The organism is Pseudomonas sp. GD04091 (genome assembly GCF_029836165.1).
Lineage (GTDB): Bacteria > Pseudomonadota > Gammaproteobacteria > Pseudomonadales > Pseudomonadaceae > Aquipseudomonas.
Genome location: NZ_JAOEBG010000032.1, coordinates 19,887 through 42,070, shown reverse-complemented (window position 1 = coordinate 42,070; position 22,184 = coordinate 19,887). Strand labels below are relative to the sequence as shown.

The window sequence follows — 22,184 nt, the reverse complement described above, 5'->3', positions numbered from 1 at the left end:
CGGCCCTGGCGCGGGCGTGCCCCGCGATGACATCAACTACCCTGTGGAGAATCGCCCCGCAGAGGTAGCCGTCTGATGTACAAGGACCTCAAGTTCCCCATCCTCATCGTCCACCGGGCAATCAAGGCAGACAGCGTCGCCGGCGAGCGGGTCCGCGGCATTGCCGACGAGCTGGCCCAGGACGGTTTCGCCATCCTCGCCGCCGCCGACCAGGCCGAGGCCCGCCTGGTGGCCGCCACCCACCATGGCCTGGCTTGCATGCTGATCGCCGCCGAAGGCGTCGGCGACAATAGCCGCCTGCTGCAGAACATGGCCGAACTGATTCGCCTGGCCCGTCTGCGCGCGCCCAACCTGCCGATCTTCGCCCTGGGCGAGCAGGTCACCCTGGAGAATGCCCCGGCCGAGGCCATGGGCGAGCTCAACCAGCTGCGCGGCATCCTCTACCTGTTCGAAGACACCGTGCCGTTTCTCGCCCGCCAGGTCGCACGGGCCGCACACAACTATCTGGATGGGCTGTTGCCGCCGTTCTTCAAGGCTTTGGTGCAGCACACCGCGCAATCCAACTACTCCTGGCACACGCCCGGCCACGGCGGTGGGGTGGCCTATCGCAAGAGCCCGGTGGGGCAGGCCTTTCACCAGTTCTTCGGCGAAAACACATTGCGCTCGGACCTGTCCGTGTCGGTGCCCGAACTGGGCTCGCTGCTCGACCACACCGGGCCATTGGCAGAGGCCGAAGCGCGGGCGGCGCGCAACTTCGGCGCCGACCACAGCTTCTTCGTCATCAACGGCACCTCCACCGCCAACAAGATCGTCTGGCACGCCATGGTCGGGCGCGACGACCTGGTGCTGGTGGACCGCAACTGCCACAAGTCGGTGGTGCACGCGATCATCATGACCGGCGCCATCCCCCTCTACCTGTGTCCGGAGCGCAACGAGCTGGGCATCATCGGGCCGATTCCGCTCAGCGAATTCAGCCCCGCGTCGATCCAGGCGAAGATCCAGGCCCACCCGCTGGCCCAGGGGCGCGCAGCGAAGATCAAGCTGGCGGTCGTCACCAACTCCACCTACGACGGGCTGTGCTACCACGCCGGCCTGATCAAGCAGGCGCTCGGCGCCAGTGCCGAGGTGCTGCACTTCGACGAGGCCTGGTTCGCCTATGCCGCCTTCCATGAGTTTTTCATCGACCGCTACGCCATGGGCACGTCGCGTAGCGACGATGCTCCGCTGCTGTTCAGCACCCACTCCACCCACAAGCTGCTGGCCGCCTTCAGTCAGGCGTCGATGATCCATGTGCAGGACGGCGCCAGTCGCCAGCTGGACCGTGACCGCTTCAACGAAGCGTTCATGATGCATATCTCCACCTCGCCGCAGTACAGCATCCTCGCTTCGCTGGACGTGGCCTCGGCGATGATGGAGGGGCCGGCCGGGCGCTCGCTGCTGCAGGAGATGTTCGACGAGGCGCTGAGCTTTCGTCGGGCCCTGGCCAACCTGCGCGAGCACATCGCCGCCGAAGACTGGTGGTTCAGCATCTGGCAACCATCGGCGGCGCAAGGCAGCGAGCGGCTGCTGGCGGCGGACTGGCTGCTGCAGCCGGGCGCCGAATGGCATGGCTTTGGCGAGATCAGCGACGAGTACGTGTTGCTCGATCCGCTCAAGGTCACTCTGGTCATGCCCGGGGCCGGGGGCGTGGCGGATGAGCACGGCATTCCGGCCGCGGTGGTGGGCAAGTTTCTCTGGGAGCGCGGCCTGGTGGTGGAGAAGACCGGCCTGTACAGCTTTCTGGTGCTGTTCTCGATGGGCATCACCAAGGGCAAGTGGAGTACCTTGCTCACCGAGTTGCTGGAGTTCAAGCGGCACTACGATGACAACACCGCGCTGGCTGATTGCCTGCCCAGCGTAGTGGCGGCGCAGCCCTCACGCTACCAGGGGCTGGGGCTGCGCGATCTGTGCGCGCAGTTGCACGCCTTCTACCGTGGCAATGCCACGGCCCGGCAGCTCAAGCAGCTGTTTACCCGCTTGCCCGAGGTGGCGATGACCCCGGCCCAGGCCTATGACCGCATGGTGCGCGGGGAGGTGGAGGCGGTGCCGATCGAGCACCTGCTTGGCCGGGTCGCGGCGGTGATGCTGGTGCCCTATCCCCCAGGTATTCCCTTGATCATGCCGGGGGAGCGCTTCACCGAGGCGACGCGTTCTATCCTCGAATACCTGGCCTGTGCCCGGGCCTTCGACCAGGGGTTTGCGGGGTTCGTCGCCGACGTGCATGGCCTGCAGCGCGAGGGGGCGCTGTACACCGTCGATTGCGTCAGGGAATGCGGATGATCTCGACGCCGGTCTGGGCCAGTTCGAAACGGTCTTCGCCCAGATGGTTGACGCGGTCGCCGATGGCCAGTCGATAACTGGTGATCGGCGCACCGAGGGTGCTGCCGTCCGCCTGGAGGGTGGACTCCTGGAATTCATGCACGGGATAGATACGGCCTTCGGCGTCACGGGCGTGGAACTGGCCGACCATTACTGCTGCCATTTAGGTGGAAACCTCTGAATCGTGTAGGAAATGTCTGTAGGCATAGACAATCGAAATGCTTGGGAAGTTTTCCGCCAATTGGAAAAAAACCAGGGGCACGAGGAACGGTCATCTATAACTAACAGGTCCCCTTCCCTGAGTAGAGGTTGCAAAACGCCATGAGCCAGGTCTATTCGGTAGCGGTCGTCGTCGGCAGCTTGCGCAAGGACTCTTTCAACCGCAAGGTGGCCCGCGCGCTGTCTGAGCTGGCGCCGTCCAGCCTTGCCCTGCGGATCGTCGAGATCGGCGACCTGCCGTTGTACAACGAGGATGTCGAGACCGAGGGAGCCCCAGAGGCATGGACACGTTTTCGCGACGAGATCCGCCGTAGCGATGCGGTGTTGTTCGTGACACCGGAGTACAACCGTTCGGTGCCGGGTGGGTTGAAGAATGCCATCGATGTAGGGTCTCGACCTTATGGAGAGAGCGTCTGGAGCGGCAAGCCGGCGGCGGTGGCCAGTGTCTCGCCCGGGGCGATCGGTGGGTTTGGCGCCAACCATGCGCTGCGTCAATCGCTGGTGTTTCTCGACATGCCCTGCATGCAGATGCCCGAGGCCTATATCGGCGGCGCGGCGTCGTTGTTCGATGACAACGGCAAGCTCAACGAGAAGACCCGGCCGTTCCTGCAAGGGTTCATCGACAAGTTCGCGTCCTGGGTGAAGCGCATTCAGGCAGTCTGATCCGCAAAAAGCATCGCGGGGCAAGCCCGCTCCCATGCCGGCACTCAGTCTGGCGTGGGAGCGGGCTTGCCCCGCGATAGTCTCGACATCAGGCGCTTTGCGGCATCTCGCCCTTGGCCAACCGCCGGTTGATATCGGCGATCACCTCGGGCAGCTCGTTGATGGTGTCGATCAGATAGTGCGGACGCGAGCCTGCGAACAGCGTATGAATGCGCTTGCGCTCGCTCTCCAGCTTCTCCGCGCTCAGTGCCCGGTAACCCTCCCAGGTCAGTCCCAGAGCGTTGCCCGAGCACACCAGGGCCACGGTCCACATCCCGGCGCGACGGCCTTCGAGAATGCCCGGCACGGTGTCGTCGACCTTCACGCAGGCGGCCACATCATCGATCCCCAGGGCGATCACGTTGGCCAGGGCCTGGGCTGGCCACGGGCGGCCGTTCGGGGTTTCGTCGGTGGCGACCACGTGATCGGCGACGTAGCCGTTCTGCGCGGCCAGCTCGACCACCTTGTCCATCACCACCTTCGGGTAGCCCGAGCACGAGCCGATCTTCAAACCGTCCTCGCGCAGCCCGGTGAGGGTGTCCAGGGCGCCTGGAATCAGCGCGGAGTGCACGGCGATCTTCTCGATCTGCAGCGGCATGAAGCGTTCGTAGATGGCGGTGACGTCTTCATCGGTCGGGGTGCGACCGAACACCTTGCGATAGCGCTCGGCGATCTCCGGCACGTCGCACAGGGTGCGGATATGGTCCCACTTGCCCATGCCCATCGGGCCGCGGGCCTCTTCGATGGACACCTGCACGTCGAACTCGGCGAAGGCTTCGACGAAGATCTGGGTCGGGGCGAAGGAACCGAAGTCGACCACGGTGCCGGCCCAGTCGAGGATGGCGGCTTGCAGCTGGGTGGGGTTGCTGTAGTTCATGTGCGCGTTTTCCTTGAATCGAGTGGGCAGAGGGTCAGATGTCCAGCACTTCCATTTCCCGCAGCACGTCGGCCACGGCATCGACGGCGGCCTGCATGCCGTCTGGTCCAACCACGCCGATGCAGCCGACGCGGAAGGTCTCGACCTGGGTCAGCTTGCCTGGGTAGAGGATGAAGCCCTTGGCCTTGACTCGCTCGTAGAAGTCCTTGAACTGGTAGCGCGGGTCTTTCGGCGCGTGGAAGGTGACGATGATCGGGGCCTGGATCTCGGCGGGCAGGAAGCTCTGCAGGCCGATCCTGGCCATGCCGTCGAGCAGGGTCTTGCAGTTGTCGGCGTAGCGGCGGTGGCGGGCCGGCAGGCCTCCTTCCTCGTTGTATTGCTGCAGCGCTTCGTGCAGGGCGGCGACCACGTGGGTCGGCGGGGTGAAGCGCCACTGGCCGGTCTTGGCCATGTAGGCGTGCTGGTCGTGCAGATCCATGGCCAGGGAATGAGCGTTGCCTTCGGCGGCGGCCAGGGCGGCCTTCTCGGCAAACACGAAGCCCATGCCCGGTACGCCTTCCAGGCACTTGCCGGAGGCGGCGATCAGCGCTTCGAAGGGGATCTGGCGGGCATCGATGGGCAGCGCGCCGAACGAGCTCATGGCGTCGATGATCAGGCGCTTGCCGTGGCGCTTGATCACCTGGGCGATCTCGGGCAGCGGGTTGAGGATGCCGGTGCTGGTCTCGCAGTGGATCAGCGCCACGTGGGTCACGGCCGGATCCGCAGCCAGCAGGCGGTCGACATCTGCGGCGGTGGTCGGCTGGTCCTCGGCGGTCTCGAAGGTGCTGAAGTCGCGGCCCAGCACCTTGCAGATCTTGGCCAGGCGCTGGCCGTAGGCACCGTTGATCAGCACCAGCACCTTGCCGTCACGCGGTACCAGGGTGCCGATGGCCGCCTCGACGGCGAAGGTGCCGCTGCCTTGCAGGGGCACGCAGTGGTGGCTGGCGCTGCCGTCGATGATGGCCAGCAGTTGCTCGCAGACGCTGGCGGTCAACTGGTTGAAGTCGCGGTCCCAGGAGCCCCAGTCCACCAGCATGGCCTGGCGGGTGCGGATCGAGGTGGTCAGGGGACCGGGGGTCAGCAGGATCGGGGCGTTGCTCATTCCGTGGTTCCTCACAGGCGGGTGGGCTGCAAACTATGGGGACTAGGTTGCAATTCGCCGACTCATCAATCAAATTGTTTGTAGATATGCCAGCCATAAGTCAGGCCGATAGATATGAACCTGTTCCAGCTCCGAGCTTTCGATGCCGTCGCCCGCGAGGGCAGCTTCACCCGCGCCGCCGAGCGGCTGTTCATCAGCCAGCCGGCGGTGACCGGGCATGTGAAGGCACTGGAGGAGCACTACCAGATCACCCTGCTGCGGCGCACCGCGCGGCGGGTCGAACTGACCGAGGAGGGCACGCGCCTGGCGGCCATCACCCGGGCGATGTTCAGCCTGGCCGAGGAGGCCCAGGCCATGCTCGAGGCCAACCGTCAGTTGCTCACCGGGCGCCTGGAGGTGGCCGCCGACGGCCCGCACCGGGTGATGCCGATGCTGGCGCTGCTGCGCGAGCGCTATCCGGGGATCACCGTCAACCTGCGCCTGGGCAACGCCCAGGAAACCCTGGCCGCGCTGCTCTCGGAGCACGCCGACGTGGCCGTGCTGACCGAGATAGAACCGCGCAAGGGCCTGCACCTGCAGAGCCTGTGCCAGTCGCGGCTGTGCGCGTTGCTGCCGGTGGGGCATGCCTGGGCGACGATCGAGGGCGACCTGCCGCTGGCCGAACTGGACAGGCAGATCATGGTCCTGCGCGAACCGAGCTCGACCACCCGGCGCACCTTCGACAAGGCATGCGTCGGCGCGGGGGTGCAGCCGCGCGTACTGCTGGAGCTGGACAGCCGCGAGGCGGTCACCGAGGCGGTGGCGGCGCAGCTGGGCATTGGCGTGGTGTCGTCCACCGAGGTGGCCAATGACCCTCGTGTGGTGGCTCGACCCCTTAGTGGCGCCGGGCTGGTCAACCAGCACATGCTCGGCTGTCTGGAGCGACGCCGCGAGTTGCGCCTGATCCAGGCGTTTCTCGGCCTGGCGGCCGGGCTGTGAGGCAGGCCTGGCGTTTTTCTCGCGCGGGCCTAAGATGGCCGGCAGATAGCTGACAGGATTGTCGATGAGCGAGAAAGACACCATCTCCATGCAACTGGTACGCGAGGCCTTGTTGCAGACATGCCCGCACGGCACGCCGGACGGCTTGCTGCTGGGGCGCGCGGGGATCGACGCGGCCCAGCTCGAGCGGCCCGAGGCGCGGGTCAGCGCCGAGGCGTACGCACGGCTGTGGCGGTTGCTGGCGCGACGTTGCAACGACGAGTTCTTCGCCATGGACCCGCGCGGCCTGCGCAGTGGCAGCCTGGCGTTCCTGTGTCGGGCGAGCATGGCCCAGCCCACCCTGGGCGAGGCGCTGGACGTGGCCCTGGGTTTCCTGTCGCTGATGCTCGAGGACCTGCAGCCGAGCCTGGTGCGTCAGCAGAGCCTGGCCGAGATCGTCATCAACGAGCCGCGCGACACGCCGCGCCGGGCGTTCACCTACTTCACCTTCTGGATGATCGTGCATGGCGTGGCCTGCTGGCTGGCCGGGCGGCGCATCGCCATCCTGGCCATCGACCTGCGTTGCGCCGAGCCGCCGTTCTGCGACGATTACCGGGTGATGTTCTCGGAAAACCTGCAGTTCGACCGCCCGCGCACGCGCATGATCATCAGCGCCGACTGCCTCGACGTGCCGGTGCGGCGCACGCCTCAGGAACTGCAGCGATTTCTGGCCGAGGCGCCGGGCAACATCCTGGTCAAGTACCGCGACCCCGACAGCCTGGCGCGGCGGATCCGCTCGGCGCTGCTGGGCCAGGAGCCAGGAGGCTGGCCGGACGCCGACAGCCTGGCCGCGAGCCTGTGCATGTCGGTGTCGACCCTGCGGCGGCGGCTGTCGGAAGAAGGGCACAGCTACCAGGGTATCAAGGACAGCGTGCGTCGGGAGCTGGCGATCGCCTGGCTGGCCGAGGCCGACCTGGGCCTTGCCGACATCGCCCTGCGCCTGGGATTCGCCGATGCCAGCTCGTTCTACAAGGCGTTTCGCAAGTGGTTCGGCTGCAATCCGGGGCATTACCGCAACCTGGTCCTGCCAGCGGCGCCGTAGAGGGTTCGTTTCCCGCTGTCACGGGCGAGGGGCGCTGGCTAGTGTCCGGCGTCCACATGAACAGCAGGATGCGACCCCATGTCATCGACAACCCACACCCCGCCACCCACGACCACTCTCAGCGACGAGGCCGTCATCGATGGCTTCATCGCCACGCGGCTGCCGGACTGGCTGAAGCACGCCCCGGCCGACAGGATCAAGGCCTTGCGCGAAAGCTTCAGCGCGCACATGGCCAGCGGCCAGCAAGTGACTGCGGCGACCCAGGGACTGCTCTCGCCATGGCAGTTCGCGCAGCAGGCCTTCGTGCCGTTGATCAAGGAGATCCTTCCAGACGGCCCGGACCTTGAACAGATGCAGTGGCTGGACATCCGTTTCGGTCGGTCGGAGGTGATCTCCTCGCCCTCGATGGAGCGCCGCGAGGTGCGTTTTCCGGCCCTGTTGAGGCTGATGCAGGGCTTTGCATCGGATAGTCAGTTTTTCGAAGGCAGCGGCCTGGTGCGCAAGGACGACGACCAGGTGCTGTCCGGGGCGCCGGAACCACTGGCCAGGCGCTGCCATGCCCTGGACGCAGGGCAGCAGTATCAGACGTTGCTGGCGGGTATGTTCACTGCGTCGACACTGGCAGTGCTGGGCAACCATCAGCGCACGGGGTTTGCCCTTGCCTGTGAGCGTGCGGCCGCCGAGTCGTTGATCGATACGGACACGCTCGCTGCACTGAAACGGCTGACCGAACCGGCGGCGCAGTCGTCGCCAGGCTCGGTGCAGGCCTATGCCGGGGAGCTGCGGATGTTGCAGTGCACCATCGAGAACGGGCTGCTGGTGCAGTTGCGGGATGCAACCGGTGCATCGAAGGGGGTGGTGTACTACCTGCCCGCCGATGAGCAGCGCCCACTGCACCACTTCGCCTCGCAGCAGTTGCTGAGCGACTTTCTCAAGGAGCACCTGTCCACACCGCAGCCGCACAAGCAGATTCGCCTGTTGGTCAGTCTGAAGGAGCGTGCCGGCTTCATGGGGACACTCGACATGCGCCTGTCCGACGATGAGACGGATTTCGAACTGCAGGGGCGGGTCGTTCAAGGCGACATTTTCGAGGCCCTGGCGCGCAATCAGGTCAATCGCCTCAAGGAGCAGGGGCGCCTGGTGCTGGTTCCGAGCGCGGATGCGGATCGGCAGTTGGCCGAGGAGCGATTGCGGCGTTGGCAAGGCCTCGGGCTGGACGCGCTGGGGCTGGTGGGCCTGGCGGTGCCGGTGGTGGGTGTGGCGCTGTTCGCGAAAATGGTCTGGGACACCCTGGGCGAAGTCTATGAAGGTGCCGTGGACTGGCACCAGGGTCACCAGCACGAAGCCATGCAACACATGCTGCAGGTGGCGGAAACCGTGGCGGTGACCGGCGCGCTCGTGGTGGGGGCGGGGGTGGTCGCCAGCGCCCTTCGCAGCGGCTTCGTCGATGCACTGGAACCGGTGAACGTCGAGGGTGCCGGCGAGCGGTTGTGGAACCATGACCTGAAGGTCTATGAGTCCGATCCGGGTGCCGCCGTGCTGCAGGACGATGGCCTGTATGCGCTGGACGGGCGGCAGTGGTTGCGCGTGGGCGATCGCTATTACGAAGTCCATCGGCCGGTCGCTGCCAAACCCTGGCGGCTCAGGCATCCGCGTGCGGCCGATGCCTTTGGCCCACTGGTTGAACACAATGGCGAACGCTTCTGGCGACTGCGCGTGGAGAGGCCGCTGGAGTGGCGCGACAGCGCCAGCATGCTCAACCGGTTGTGGCCGTGCGATCCCCCCTTGGATGATGGGCAAGCGCAGCAGATCCTGCGTATCGCCGGCATGGAGCCTGAGGAGCTGCGGGGCGTGCTGGTGGAGAATCGCCCGGCGCCGGTGAACCTGACCGAGACACTGCGCCGGTTCCAGGCCGACCAGCGCATCTCGCGGGTGCTGCAAGACGCGCGAGCCCCCGATGCGGCGATCACCGATGCCAAGGTGCTCGAGTGGGCGCGCAATCAACCTGGGATGGTGGCCCATGATGCAAAATCGCTCGCTGCCTGGCTGGTTGACGAGCACCCTCAGGTGCAGGGGCGGCTGCTGGAATATCTGGCCGGCGTGGCGGCGCCAGTCGACGAGCTGGGAGCCCTGGTCAAGCGGGACTTCCCCAGCCTGCCGGAAATCTATGTGGAGGAGGCGGTGCGAGACACCGATGGCACGCTGCGCAGAGTGGCCCTGCTCGAGTCGCGCGTGCCGGTGACGCTGGCCAAGCGTGCCCGCGCCCTGTCTCAACTGGTCCGGGTCAATCGCGCGCTGGAAGGGGTGTTTCTCCAGGCGAGCTACAGCAACGACACCGGCGTGCTGGTGCTGGCGCAACTGGAGCGCCTGCGCAATTGGCCAAGGTCCGTCAACCTGGAGCTTCGCGAGGGCAATGAGAGCGGCCGGTTGCTGGCGATCATGAATCCCCAGGGATCCAGTGCTACCAGAACCGTCCTGGTGTGGCGCCAAGGGCGCTTCCATCTCTATGACAGTCAGGGGCTCGAGCTGGAGGACGAGGTGCCGGAGCCGGCGTCGATCTTCGACGCCATCTCGGTGTTGCTGAAGGAAAAGGATCGAAAAGCCATGGCGATCGAAGGCGCCGACTGTGCTCGCCGGTTGCGCGAGGCGCTCATCGGCACCTTGCCCAGCAGCCGCGGCGGTGTCCTCGATCGGCTCGGCCTGCGGGCCACCACGCCATGGTTCAACCCAGGCAAACGACTGGCCGATGGTAGGGTCGGCTATATGTTGGGTGGCTCGGCGTCGCGTTCGGCCACGGCGCCCCTGCGTGCCCGTATCCGTGCACTTTATCCGGGCTTCAGCGATGACGAGGTCGAAACCTATGAACGCACGCTGCGCCAGGGCGTCGCGAATCCTTACCAGGTGCTGTTGAGCCTGGAGCGCAATCTTGCCCTGCTCGAGGACACTCTTGAGTTCTGGGTGATCGGAACGCCCGACCGAGACATGCGAACGGTCCGTCGCCAGTTGTCCCATCGCCTGTGCGGTGCATGGCGCTACAACGGTGAAATGGTCAGGAACCCGCGCGGCGAGGCCGAGGGCATGCTGCTCAACCTCAGTGGCTGGCGGGTGGGCGCGCTGCCGATACTGCCGGCCAGCGTGGATTTCGACCATATCAGCGAACTGGTGATGGCGGGCATGGGGCTGGATCAGCTGCCAACCAGTTTCCTGCACTGCTTCCAGTCCTTGCGCACGCTGAACCTCAACAACAATCAGCTCACGGCCCTGCCCGAAAGCATTTCCAACCTGCCACGTCTGCGCGCGCTGCACCTGATGGGGAACCGCATCCGCATGGCTGAGCACGACCAACAGCAGCTGGCGAACCTGTCTCGGCTGCATCTTCTGGACCTGAGTCGCAACCCCATCCGTTCGCTGGCGTTGCGTTTCCACCAGTTGCCGCAACTGACGACACTGCGCCTCAATCACTGCGGGATGCTCAGTATCCCGGGCGGTATCGAGCGCTGCGGGATGTTGCTGGTGGCCGATCTGCGGGACAACCTGATCTCGAACATTGCGCCAGAAGTGCTGGAGATGCCCTGGGAGTTCAGGCACCACCTCAGGATTCGCGGTAATCCGATCCCCCACCGGACCATCGCCCGACTCTATGGCCTCGATGCTCACGCAGCCCACCTGGTACCCGACCCCGCCGGGGCACCTTCCGTACGCTCTTGGCTCGATTGGACGGGCGAAGCCGAGCGGCCGGCGCGGGAGGCGCTATGGAAAAAACTGCACGCTCTGGACGGGAGCCGCGAGTTGTTCGAGTTGATGGCGCAGTTGACCCAGACCACCGATTTCAGCAAGGCCAGGGACTATCTGTCCGAGCAGGTCTGGACGCTGTTCGCCAGTATCGAAAAGGATGCCGACCTGCGCGAGCGGATCTTTGCCAGCGCCAACGAGGTGCAAGGCTGCCACGACAGTACCGCCGAGCGGTTCAGTCGCCTGTTGCTGGAGGAAATGGTGTATCAGGCCAACCGCAAGGCGGCCACGGGAACGGCGGGCGATCAGTTGCTGGCGCTGGGCAGGCAGCTGTTCCGGCTCGAATGCCTGGACCAGTTCGCCCAGCAGGATGCGGCAAGGCGGCTGACCACGCATCCGGATACCGACGTGCTGGAGGTGGTATTGGGTTATCGGGTGCGTTTGGCTGCGCAACTGCAGTTGCCTGGGCAACCCCGGACCATGCGTTTCGAGCAGCTCGCCGGCATCACCCCTGAGCGTGAGCGCGACGCCCTGGCTGCGGTGCGGGCCAGCGAGGCGACCGACGAGCTGCCGCAAAGCCTGTGCGAGCGCGAGTTCTGGGGCAGCTACCTGCGCCATCGACATGCGAAGGCATTCGCGGCCATCGCTGAACCCTTCGAGGCCCGCGGCACGGCGCTCGACAAGCAGAGCGAGACGCTGGGCAGCGAGGCCTACGCGCGGCAGTGGAACGACCTGAAGGTCGAGCGCGAAGTCGCAGAGCATGCGCTGACCTGGCAGCTCACCCGGCAGGCCCTGGCCACGGTCGAGCAGGGCGACCTGCTCGAGCCGGTCGAATCCGCTCAGCCCGATTGACAGCTTTGGCCATTGCCGGATGAGCTGACCGGCGCGAACATCGTCAGACCGATGGTGCACTCCAACAATAAGAAACCAGGAGTCTGACGATGCGCGATTACGCCGAGGCCGCTCGTTCGTTCGACCATGCCCAAGCCGCCGCCGCGGCGCTGCATGGCAACCTCGATGCCCTCAACGCCTGTGTCGAATGCTGCGACCGCCACGCTGGCACAGGCAAGCCCGCCCTGATCTGGGAAGACCGTGACGGCAACGGCGGGCGCTATACCTTCGACCAGTTGCAGGCCCTGTCCGCACGCTTTGCCAATGTGCTCAAGGCCCAGGGCGTGGCGGCGGGCGATCGCGTCGCCGGGCTGATGCCACGGACCCCGGAACTGCTGGTGACCATCCTCGCCACCTGGCGCCTGGGTGCGGTGTACCAGCCACTGTTCACCGCGTTCGGGCCCAAGGCCATCGAGCACCGTCTGGAGCAGTCGCATGCCAAGGTGGTGGTCACCGATCGCGGCAATCGCCCCAAGCTCGACGACGTGACGGATTGCCCGACCATCGTCACGGTCGGCGCCGCCGGGCAGGCGCTGGACTTCCACCGCAGCCTCGAAGCCGCCACCGGCGATTGCGAACCGGTGATGCGTACTGGCGACGATCCCTTCCTGCTGATGTTCACCTCGGGCACCACCGGCCCGGCCAAGCCGCTGGAAGTGCCGCTGCGCGCCATCGTCGCGTTCCAGGGCTACATGCGCGACGCCATCGACCTGCGTGCGCAAGACAACTTCTGGAACCTGGCCGACCCGGGCTGGGCCTATGGCCTTTATTACGCGGTCACCGGGCCGCTGTCCCTGGGCCATGCCACCACGTTCTACGACGGCCCGTTCAGTGTCGAAAGCTGCGCGCGGGTCATCGACAAGCTGGGCATTACCAACCTGGCGGGCTCGCCGACGGCCTACAGACTGCTGATCGCGGCGGGCAGCGCGTTCGCGGCGCCGATCAAGGGCCGCCTGCGGGTGGTCAGCAGTGCCGGTGAGCCGCTCAACCCGGAGGTGATCCGCTGGTTCGCCGACGAGCTCGGCGTGACCATCCACGACCACTACGGCCAGACTGAACTGGGCATGGTGCTGTGCAACCACCATGCGCTGGACCACCCGGTGCACCTGGGGTCGGCGGGTTTCGCCATCCCCGGTCATCGCATCGTGGTGGTGGACGAGCAAGGCAACGAGCTGCCAGCGGGGCAGCCCGGGATCCTCGCCGTCGACCGTGCGCGTTCGCCGCTGTGCTGGTTCGCGGGGTATCACGGCCTGCCGACCAAGGCGTTCGTCGGCCAGTACTACCTCTCCGGCGACACCGTCGAGCTCAACCAGGACGGCAGCATCAGCTTCGTCGGCCGCAGCGACGACGTGATCACCACCTCCGGCTACCGGGTCGGCCCGTTCGATGTGGAAAGCGCGCTGGTCGAGCATCCCGCGGTGGTCGAGGCCGCCGTGATCGGCAAGCCGGACCCTGAGCGCACCGAACTGATCAAGGCTTTCGTCGTACTGGGCCAGGGCTACCAGGGGAGTCCCGAGCTGGAGGAAACCCTGCGCCAGCATGTGCGTCAGCGGCTGTACGCCCACGCTTATCCGCGCGAAATCGAATTCGTCGGCGAGCTGCCCAAGACCCCGAGCGGCAAGCTGCAACGCTTCATCCTGCGCAACCAGGAAATCGCCCGACAACAAGCCACGCAGCCGATCGCTGCGGGCGCCTGAAGGAAGACCGATATGCAAATCACCCACAAGAATTTCATCGTCAGCGGCGCGGCCTCGGGCCTGGGCGCCGCCACCGCGCAGATGCTCATCGAGGCTGGCGCCAACGTCATGCTGGTCGACCTCAATGCCGCCGCGGTCGAGGCCAAGGCTGTCGAGCTGGGCGCCAACGCCCGCTTCGCGGTGGCCGACATCAGTGACGAGCAGGCCGCCCAGGCCGCGGTCGCGGCGGCGCTCGGCGCCTTCGGCAGCCTGCACGGGCTGGTCAACTGCGCCGGCATCGTCGGCGCCGAGAAGGTTCTGGGCAGGAACGGGCCGCACGGCCTGGCCAGCTTCGCCAAGGTCATCAACGTCAATCTGGTCGGCAGCTTCAACCTGCTGCGCCTGGCCGCCGCGGCCATGGCCGAGGGGCAGGCGGACGAGGGTGGCGAGCGCGGGGTGATCATCAACACCGCCTCGATCGCCGCTTACGACGGCCAGATCGGCCAGGCTGCCTACGCCGCGTCCAAGGGCGCGATCGCCAGCCTCACCTTGCCGGCCGCGCGTGAGCTGGCGCGCTTCGGTATCCGCGTGATGACCATCGCCCCCGGCATTTTCGAGACCCCGATGATGGCTGGCATGACCGACGAAGTCCGTGCCTCGCTGTCCGCCGGGGTGCCGTTCCCGCCACGCCTGGGCCGCCCGCAGGAGTATGCCGCGCTGGCCTGCCACATCATCGAGAACAGCATGCTCAACGGCGAGGTGATTCGCCTCGACGGCGCGCTGCGCATGGCTGCCAAGTAAGGAGATAACGACATGACTCTCGCCAACGACCCCATCGTCATCGTCAGCGCCGTGCGCACGCCCATGGGCGGCCTGCAGGGTGACCTCAAGAGCCTGACCGCGCCGCAACTGGGCAGCGCGGCGATCCGCGCCGCCGTCGAGCGCGCCGGCATCGACGCCGCCAGCGTCGAGCAGGTGCTGTTCGGCTGCGTGCTGCCCGCCGGCCAGGGCCAGGCTCCGGCGCGCCAGGCGGCGCTGGGCGCGGGCCTGGACAAGCACACCACCTGTACCACCCTGAACAAGATGTGCGGTTCGGGCATGCAGGCGGCGATCATGGCCCACGACCAGTTGCTGGCCGGCAGTGCCGACGTCATCGTCGCCGGTGGCATGGAAAGCATGACCAACGCCCCGTACCTGCTGGACAAGGCCCGTGGCGGCTACCGCATGGGCCACGGGAAAATCATTGACCACATGTTCATGGACGGCCTGGAGGACGCCTACGACAAGGGCCGACTGATGGGCACCTTCGCCGAGGACTGCGCGCAGAAGGGGAATTTCAGTCGCGAAGCCCAGGACGCCTTCGCCATCGCTTCGCTGACCCGTGCCCAGGACGCTATCAAGAGCGGTCGTTTCGCCGCCGAGATCGTCCCGGTCGAAGTCACCGAGGGCAAGGAGAAGCGCCTGGTCAAGGACGACGAGCAGCCGCCCAAGGCGCGCCTGGACAAGATCCCGCAGCTCAAGCCGGCCTTCCGCGAGGGCGGCACCGTCACTGCCGCCAACTCCAGCTCCATCTCCGATGGCGCCGCCGCTTTGCTGCTGATGCGTCGCTCCGAGGCCGAGAAACGCGGCCTCAAGCCATTGGCGGTGATCCATGGCCACGCGGCCTTCGCCGATACCCCGGCCCTGTTCCCCACCGCGCCGATCGGTGCCATCGACAAACTGATGAAGCGCACCGGCTGGAACCTGGTCGAGGTGGATCTGTTCGAGATCAACGAGGCCTTCGCCGTGGTCACCCTTGCCGCCATGAAGCACCTCGACCTGCCTCACGACAAGGTCAACATCCACGGCGGCGCCTGCGCCCTGGGTCACCCGATCGGCGCTTCGGGCGCCCGGATTCTGGTGACCTTGCTGTCGGCCCTGCGCCAGAACAACCTGCGCCGTGGCGTGGCGGCCATCTGCATCGGCGGTGGCGAAGCGACGGCCATGGCGGTCGAGTGCCTGTACTGAGGTGAACCATGCTGGTAACTGAAGAGCAACAACAGATCGCCGACGCCGTGCGGGCTTTCGCCCAGGAGCGACTGAAACCGTTCGCCGAACAGTGGGACAAGGAGCACCGCTTCCCCAAGGAAGCGATCGGGGAGATGGCCGACCTCGGCCTGTTCGGCATGCTAGTGCCGGAGCAGTATGGTGGCAGTGACACGGGCTACGTGGCCTATGCCATGGCCCTGGAAGAGATCGCCGCGGGCGACGGGGCCTGCTCGACCATCATGAGCGTGCACAACTCGGTCGGCTGCGTGCCGATCCTCAAGTTCGGCACCGAGGCGCAGAAGCAGCAGTTTCTTGCGCCGCTGGCCAGTGGCGCGATGCTCGGCGCCTTCGCCCTGACCGAACCTCAGGCCGGCTCCGATGCCAGCAGCCTGAAGACCCGCGCGCGCCTGGACGGTGACCACTACGTGCTCAATGGCAGCAAGCAGTTCATCACCTCCGGACAGAACGCCGGGGTGGTGATCGTCTTCGCCGTCACCGATCCGGACGCTGGCAAGCGTGGCATCAGCGCCTTCATCGTGCCTACCGACTCGCCGGGCTACCAGGTGGCGCGGGTCGAGGACAAGCTCGGCCAGCACGCCTCCGACACCTGCCAGATCGTCTTCGACAACGTAAGGGTGCCGGTGGCCAATCGCCTGGGCGAGGAGGGCCAGGGCTACAAGATCGCCCTGGCCAACCTCGAAGGTGGGCGAATCGGCATCGCCTCGCAGTCGGTGGGCATGGCCCGCGCTGCCTTCGAGGTGGCCCGTGACTACGCCAGCGAGCGCCAGAGCTTCGGCAAGCCGCTGATCGAGCACCAGGCCGTGGCTTTCCGCCTGGCCGACATGGCGACCAGGATCGCCGTGGCCCGGCAGATGGTGCTGCACGCCGCCGCACTGCGCGACGCCGGGCGCCCGGCGTTGGTGGAGGCTTCGATGGCCAAGCTTTTCGCCTCGGAAATGGCCGAAAAGGTCTGCTCGGACGCCTTGCAGACCCTGGGCGGTTATGGCTATCTGAGCGACTTCCCGCTGGAGCGGATCTACCGCGACGTGCGGGTCTGCCAGATCTACGAAGGCACCAGCGACATTCAGCGCATGGTCATTGCGCGCAATCTTTGAAGGAGCAGACTGCATGGCATTCGAAACCATCCTGTTGGACATCCACGGCAAGGTCGGCCTGATCACCCTCAACCGCCCGCAGGCGCTCAATGCGTTGAACGCGCAGATCGTCGGCGAGATCAATCAGGCGCTGGACCAGTTGGAGAAGGATCCGCACATCGGTTGCGTGGTGCTGACCGGCTCGGCCAAGGCCTTCGCCGCCGGCGCCGACATCAAGGAAATGGCCGAACTGCAGTACCCGCAGATCTACGTCGAGGACCTGTTCAGCGACGCCGACCGCATCGCCAACCGGCGCAAGCCGATCATCGCCGCGGTGTCCGGCTTCGCCCTGGGCGGTGGTTGCGAGCTGGCGATGATGTGCGACTTCATCCTCGCCGCCGACAACGCCAAGTTCGGTCAGCCCGAGATCAACCTCGGCGTGCTGCCGGGCATGGGCGGCACCCAGCGCCTGACCCGCGCGGTGGGCAAGGCCAAGGCCATGGAGCTGTGCCTGACCGGCCGCCTGATGGGCGCCGAGGAGGCCGAGCGCGCCGGCCTGGTGGCCCGTGTGGTGCCGCAGGCGGAACTGCTGGAGGAAGCGCTGAAGGTGGCCGCGACCATCGCCAGCAAATCGGTCCCGGTGAGCATGATGGTCAAGGAAAGCGTCAACCGTGCCTTCGAGGTCACCCTGAGCGAGGGCGTGCGTTTCGAGCGCCGGGTATTCCACGCCGCCTTCGCCACCGAGGACCAGAAAGAGGGGATGGCCGCCTTCATCGCCAAGCGTGAAGCGCAGTTCAAGGACCGTTGAGGGAGGCGGGCGCAGCCCAGGCTGCGCCCTTGCGTCTATCGGTTGAAGAAGTACTTCGCGGCGGCCGCATGGGTGACCTTGGCACGGTAGACCTCTACCGTGCCGCCACTGCCGTCGGCGTGGCGGTGCCCGGACATGCGCCGTTGCACCGCCGTCTTCAGGTGCCCGGCGGTGAAGTCGGCCTTGGCCGCGGTCATCGTGGCGTAGTGGAAGTGGGCATACCACAGCCCCTTGCCTGCGTGGCTGATCCTGTACTCGTCGAGGAAGTCCTCGGGCCTGCCCTTGACCTCGGCAAGCCTGACCCGAGGGCCGACGGCAGTGATCTGCACTTGTTTTTCTGCGACCAGGAACATGACTTCACCCATGCTCGGCTTCTGCGCAAGGGCGGCCGATATGCGCAGCGTCCTGGCGCTGCCTTGCAGCTCATCGGCCAACCGGCGCAAGGCGCGGCAGGTCAGCTCGGCGTCCCTGCCGGCACGCGCTTCATCGGTTTCGTTGTCCTTGGTCAGGCGCGCCTCGACGGTATCGATCTGCTCGAGCAGGCGCTGACGCTGGTGCAGTACACCTTCTTCGAGCTCCCTCGGCAGATAGCTGGCGCTAGTCCGTTGCAGTTTCGCCACTTCATCGCGCGCTTGCTCCATCAGTCGGTCGCTGTCTTCGAGCAGTTGGGTGAGGCTTTGCTGGGCAGAGGCGCGTTTACCGGCTTTGGCCGCCGTCTTCAGTTCCACCCACTCGCCTTTCTTGTTGCGGTAGGTGCGTGACGGTGTCTTGCTGTCCGGGCCCGCGATATCGACGGTCCTGGCATCGTTCGCACGGGGTTCGCCCAGCAGCAGACCGTGTTCGGACGTCTCGATCAACCCTGGCTCGGTCTCGCGCATCTGGCTGAGGGTCCGGGTCGGTGGATAGTCAGGCAGCCCGGCAAGGTCCTGGCTGATGTGCGAGATCAACCAGTCGAGCTGTTCCTGCAACTGATTCGCGGCCTGGTTCGCGGCCTCTCCCTCGACCAGGCCGGTGAAGATGCCCAACTGGCGCGCCGCCGCCTGGAAATGGCCGAGGATGCTGCGCAACAGCATCGTGCTGAGCTCCTCGTCGGCGTTGGTTCGCTTGAACAGCTTTGCCCGCTGGGCGATGCCTAGCTGAACGTTGCTCCAGAACCGATCGCGCCACATTACCGCGTCGTCCGTCAGGTCGTTCATCAGGGTCAGGCGGTTGAGCAGGGCTTCCAGGCGCAGGAAACGCAGGATCAGGCCGCGCTCCGCGGTGGCGGGCAGGGTGCCGGCCAGCTTGCTCCATTGCAGGATCTCGGGCTGTTGCGGGCTGGCGAGCCGGTTCAGCGCGTCCTGGCAATCACGCAGGTGGCGGTTGTTCTCGATCATCAGGTCGATCATCGGCACCAGCCGGTCCAGGCGCTCGCTGGCGATACGCATGTCGCGGCGGGTCAGGTCCGCGCCGTCCTGCTGTTGCCTGGCAAATTGCAGCAGTTGTTCGCGGTCAGGCTGGTAGCGCAACTGGAGTACCTTGCGCAGCACACGTTGGCAGAAGGTGTCCTGGTAGAGCGCATAGGCATGGACGGTCTTGAAGTTGCTGATCGGTTGCAGGGCGTTGCGGGTCTTGAGCCGTTCGACGTGCGTCGCCCAGAACGCCGAAAGGGTTTGCAACTTGCTCTGGCAGGTCTGCAGGGCGGTCTCGTCGAGCGTGGCGGCGACCAGGCTCTCGATCGTGGTCTGTTCCTTGAGCTTGGCGGGAATGGCAGCCTTGTCCGCCTTTATCTGTTCATCGACGCTGCGCAGGGCATTGGCCTTTTCCAGCCGTAACGCGCGGATCTGACCGGAGAGCGGCATGCCGCCCTTGAGCGCCAGGCTGAGGTCAAGTTGCCAACGGCCGGCTTCGTCATGGCGCAGCCAAGGCCCTTGGGCAAGGTCCGGACCGATGATGCGCATCTGGTTGCGCGGCATGTCCAGCATCACTTCGTACACCTTGTCGCCCAGCCTTGTGTACAGCTTGTCGCCATGCAGATACAGGCCACGCAGCGCCCCACTGGGGATCGGCGTGCCGAGCCGCGAGGCGTCGATATTGGCCCGCAGGGCATGCAGCGCCTCGGTCTGCCTGGCCGTCAGCGCGCGAGCGGGCCGTGCCCAGCTGAAGTCGAGGCGAATGAGCGAAGTTGCCGCCACTGCCGGAGCGGCAGCAGGCAGCGCTTGCGGGGAGGCGATGGCCTCGCCAGGGAACGACGGCGCCTCGCCCTGTTCCTCGCGTATGCGCAGGATCGAATGGGAAAACAGCAGCATGGCGATATTGACCAGCAGGTTGACCAGCGCCAGCTGGTGCCGGCCAGGTTCACGCTGGGCGTCGGAGTCCATGAAGTCGGCCAGCGTCAGCTCCATCTGCGCCAGCCAGGCCACCTTGCCCAACGCGCCACCGGCCAGGGGCAACAGGGTGTTGAACAGCAGCCAGCCCATCTCCCTCCAGCGTGCCCAGCGGGTCTGCGCGGTGGTCGAGGCGTGCTCCTCGAAATGCTCGATCGATTCGTTCACGCACGCCAGGTAGAGGGCCTCGCCGGGATCGTCCACAGGCGCTTCCAGCGACAGCTTCACCGGTGCCGGCGTGCCGAACGGGATGGCGCTGGTGTCGTCCAGGGGCACGAACAGATGCGGTTCGAGAAAGCCGCCATGGGCATAGAACCGCCGGTCTTCGGCAGGCAGGCGCTGCAGCATATCGTCCTGAAGCGGGCCAGGGGTGCTGATGGCGACGAACAGCGCCAGGCGGTCGTTGAACTGCAGCAGGCTGTCCTCGTGCAATGGGCGGTACAGCAGGCAGGTATCGGCCACGGGGGACAGTGGCTCGATCAGCCAGGTGTTGCGCGGGTGGTCCACGGGTGACCCAGGTGCCTTGATGAAGCCCAGCGGGCGCATCACCCAGCGCTGGGCATCATCATCGCCGGCGGTCGAGAACACTTGCGCGATGTGGCTGGCGGCTTCCTGATCGGGGAGTTTCTCGCGCAGATACAACTCCTGCGCCAAGGCCGGCAACTGATTGCGCAACTGGGTGACGAGCAGGCGCTGGCGTGCCTTGCGCTGGGCCTGGTCGCCCAGCAGCTTGTCGCGCAGCATGGCCGGGTAGACGGTGGCGATGTCCAGCTCGCTGACCACTTTTCGCAGGTAACCTGCGTCGAGCCAGTCGGGCAGGGTACCGGCAGCGGTTGAACCCACTTCGACCCGCCCTGGCCGAAGCAGGCCGAGGTTGCCGATCGCCAGTTGGGCGAGCGAGTAGGAGACCGGGGTGACTTCTCCCGAGGTGATGATCCCGCCCTGGCCGGCGCTGGCGGTTGCGGTGGTCTGGTAATTGATGATCCGCACGTGGGCGGGGTCGACGCTGTCGCCTGGGTGGTCGGCGCTGAAGCGCGCGGCAAGCTGCCGGTTGGCGAAGGTTTGCGCGTTGTCGATACCGTCGAGCCAGAACGTGCCCTGGGTCTCCAGGTAGCCTTGGGCGACGTCGATCAACAGGTTGCTGTAGCGCATCAACGGGCGGCCCCGGGCATTGCGCAGCCAGGCGGGCAGATGCCCGGACAAGGTGCGGCGCTGGCTGGCCTCGGCATCGCTGCACAGGTCGATCATCGAGGTCAGGCGGTCCAGGGCCAGGCTCATGTTGAGGGCGTCCAGCTTGCTCCGGTATTGCCCGGCCAGGTGCTCGATCAGACGCAGCTGCTGGTCGAGCAAGCCCAGTGCCTGGATTTCGAAGGCACCCTGGGTGGTCGGGACGATGTGCACCACGTGGTGCGCGATGTGTGAACCGGCTGGCCAATAGCGGCCGATGGTGGTCAGCATCTGCTGGCGAGACGGGAAACTGTGCAGCTTGCCGGCCAGCGTGAAGAGCAACGTCATCCCATGCCCTGGGTCGTCATCGGCGTATTCGACGAGCAGGGCGCTGGCCAGGTCGCTGTCGAGCTTGGCGTCGGCAGAGAAGTCCACGGCAAGGTGCGACACCGTCAGGTGGGGCGCATGTTCCCACGTACTGCGCGCATCGGCATCTGGATGCTCGTGCACCTGCTGGATGGCCGCCAGGGCGAAGTCCGGCAGGCTCCTGGCCTTGCGGTGAGCGGCGATGGCCTCCTGGAACTGGCCGCGAAGGTACTGGGCGAACCAGTGCCATGGCGTCTGGCCGGCCTTGTCGAAGTGACTCCAGTAGGCTGTCAGCGCCCGCCGATAGACCTCGAGCAGAGTCGGAGCCGCTTCGTTGACCAGTAGCTCGACCTGATGCAGGTCGATACTCACCCGACTGGCCTGGTCGGCTTCGACGCGAGAAGAGACGAAATCGACGCCTTCGTCGAGGTTGAGTGTCTGGCGCTGGCAATAGCGCTCCACGAGCACTTGCGACAATGGGCGAATCCACAGACTGCCGGAGCGCGGATGACGGCTTGCCAGGTACAGCGTCAGTGGATCATGGGAATCGCCAGGCAGGTATTGTTGCCATTGCTCGCTCAGGATACGGTCGGCGGCGTCGAGGAGCACGGGGCGATCATCGAAGCGGCGGGCCACCTTGCAGTCCAGGTTGCTGAAACGGGCCGGGCGTTGGTGCAGGTTGTCGTTCATGGTGTTCGGG

The 22,184-nt window shown here is 66.0% G+C and carries 14 protein-coding genes; 10 read left to right on the top strand and 4 right to left on the bottom strand.

Translation table 11 applies throughout. The features are described 5' to 3' along the window. The first annotated feature begins 75 nt into the window (after positions 1 to 75). Positions 76 to 2,319, top strand: coding sequence for an Orn/Lys/Arg decarboxylase N-terminal domain-containing protein (locus tag N7422_RS25420; protein WP_279809101.1), 2,244 nt, complete (start codon positions 76 to 78; stop codon positions 2,317 to 2,319). On the opposite strand, the gene N7422_RS25415 is transcribed toward N7422_RS25420, so the two are convergent. Further along, entirely contained in the window at positions 2,303 to 2,521 is a 219-nt protein-coding gene (locus tag N7422_RS25415) for a hypothetical protein (RefSeq protein WP_134692604.1), read from the bottom strand. The genes N7422_RS25420 and N7422_RS25415 overlap by 17 nt on opposite strands. Before the next feature lie 158 nt (positions 2,522 to 2,679). On the opposite strand from N7422_RS25415, the gene N7422_RS25410 reads away from it, so the two are divergent. Beyond that, entirely contained in the window at positions 2,680 to 3,240 is a 561-nt protein-coding gene (locus N7422_RS25410; protein ID WP_279809100.1) for an NAD(P)H-dependent oxidoreductase, read from the top strand. A gap of 88 nt (positions 3,241 to 3,328) precedes the next feature. Here the strand turns inward: N7422_RS25410 and phnX are convergent, their stop codons facing one another. Together phnX and N7422_RS25400 are read right to left on the bottom strand one after the other, a co-directional pair. Next, positions 3,329 to 4,156 (bottom strand): phosphonoacetaldehyde hydrolase, encoded by an 828-nt coding sequence (phnX, locus tag N7422_RS25405; protein ID WP_279809099.1) that lies wholly within the window; start codon positions 4,154 to 4,156, stop codon positions 3,329 to 3,331. Positions 4,157 to 4,190: 34 nt separating this feature from the next. Continuing rightward, the gene (locus N7422_RS25400; protein ID WP_279809098.1) at positions 4,191 to 5,297 is read right to left on the bottom strand and encodes a 2-aminoethylphosphonate--pyruvate transaminase; all 1,107 of its coding nucleotides are present in this window, start codon (positions 5,295 to 5,297) and stop codon (positions 4,191 to 4,193) included. A 114-nt stretch (positions 5,298 to 5,411) separates the two neighbouring features. On the opposite strand from N7422_RS25400, the gene N7422_RS25395 reads away from it, so the two are divergent. The 8 genes from N7422_RS25395 to N7422_RS25360 all read left to right on the top strand — a co-directional run bounded on the left by N7422_RS25395 (position 5,412) and on the right by N7422_RS25360 (position 17,585). Next, on the top strand, positions 5,412 to 6,275 hold the full coding sequence (locus N7422_RS25395) for a LysR substrate-binding domain-containing protein (protein ID WP_279809097.1): 864 nt from the start codon (positions 5,412 to 5,414) through the stop codon (positions 6,273 to 6,275). Positions 6,276 to 6,339: 64 nt separating this feature from the next. Further along, positions 6,340 to 7,356, top strand: coding sequence for an AraC family transcriptional regulator (locus N7422_RS25390; protein ID WP_279809096.1), 1,017 nt, complete (start codon positions 6,340 to 6,342; stop codon positions 7,354 to 7,356). Between the two features lie 78 nt (positions 7,357 to 7,434). After that, entirely contained in the window at positions 7,435 to 11,940 is a 4,506-nt protein-coding gene (locus N7422_RS25385; RefSeq protein WP_279809095.1) for an NEL-type E3 ubiquitin ligase domain-containing protein, read from the top strand. Between the two features lie 89 nt (positions 11,941 to 12,029). Continuing rightward, positions 12,030 to 13,676 (top strand): AMP-binding protein, encoded by a 1,647-nt coding sequence (locus N7422_RS25380; protein WP_279809094.1) that lies wholly within the window; start codon positions 12,030 to 12,032, stop codon positions 13,674 to 13,676. A 12-nt stretch (positions 13,677 to 13,688) separates the two neighbouring features. After that, complete coding sequence (locus N7422_RS25375; protein ID WP_279809093.1) at positions 13,689 to 14,456, top strand: SDR family NAD(P)-dependent oxidoreductase; 768 nt, start codon at positions 13,689 to 13,691, stop codon at positions 14,454 to 14,456. Between the two features lie 12 nt (positions 14,457 to 14,468). Beyond that, positions 14,469 to 15,662 carry an acetyl-CoA C-acyltransferase gene (locus tag N7422_RS25370; RefSeq protein WP_279809092.1) on the top strand — a complete coding sequence of 398 codons (1,194 nt, stop codon included), beginning with the start codon at positions 14,469 to 14,471 and terminating at the stop codon, positions 15,660 to 15,662. A gap of 8 nt (positions 15,663 to 15,670) precedes the next feature. Continuing rightward, positions 15,671 to 16,798 (top strand): acyl-CoA dehydrogenase, encoded by a 1,128-nt coding sequence (locus N7422_RS25365; protein WP_279809091.1) that lies wholly within the window; start codon positions 15,671 to 15,673, stop codon positions 16,796 to 16,798. A 13-nt stretch (positions 16,799 to 16,811) separates the two neighbouring features. Beyond that, entirely contained in the window at positions 16,812 to 17,585 is a 774-nt protein-coding gene (locus N7422_RS25360; protein WP_279809090.1) for an enoyl-CoA hydratase, read from the top strand. Positions 17,586 to 17,620: 35 nt separating this feature from the next. Here the strand turns inward: N7422_RS25360 and N7422_RS25355 are convergent, their stop codons facing one another. Further along, positions 17,621 to 22,174 carry a hypothetical protein gene (locus tag N7422_RS25355; RefSeq protein WP_279809089.1) on the bottom strand — a complete coding sequence of 1,518 codons (4,554 nt, stop codon included), beginning with the start codon at positions 22,172 to 22,174 and terminating at the stop codon, positions 17,621 to 17,623. Between the last annotated feature and the right edge of the window lie 10 nt (positions 22,175 to 22,184).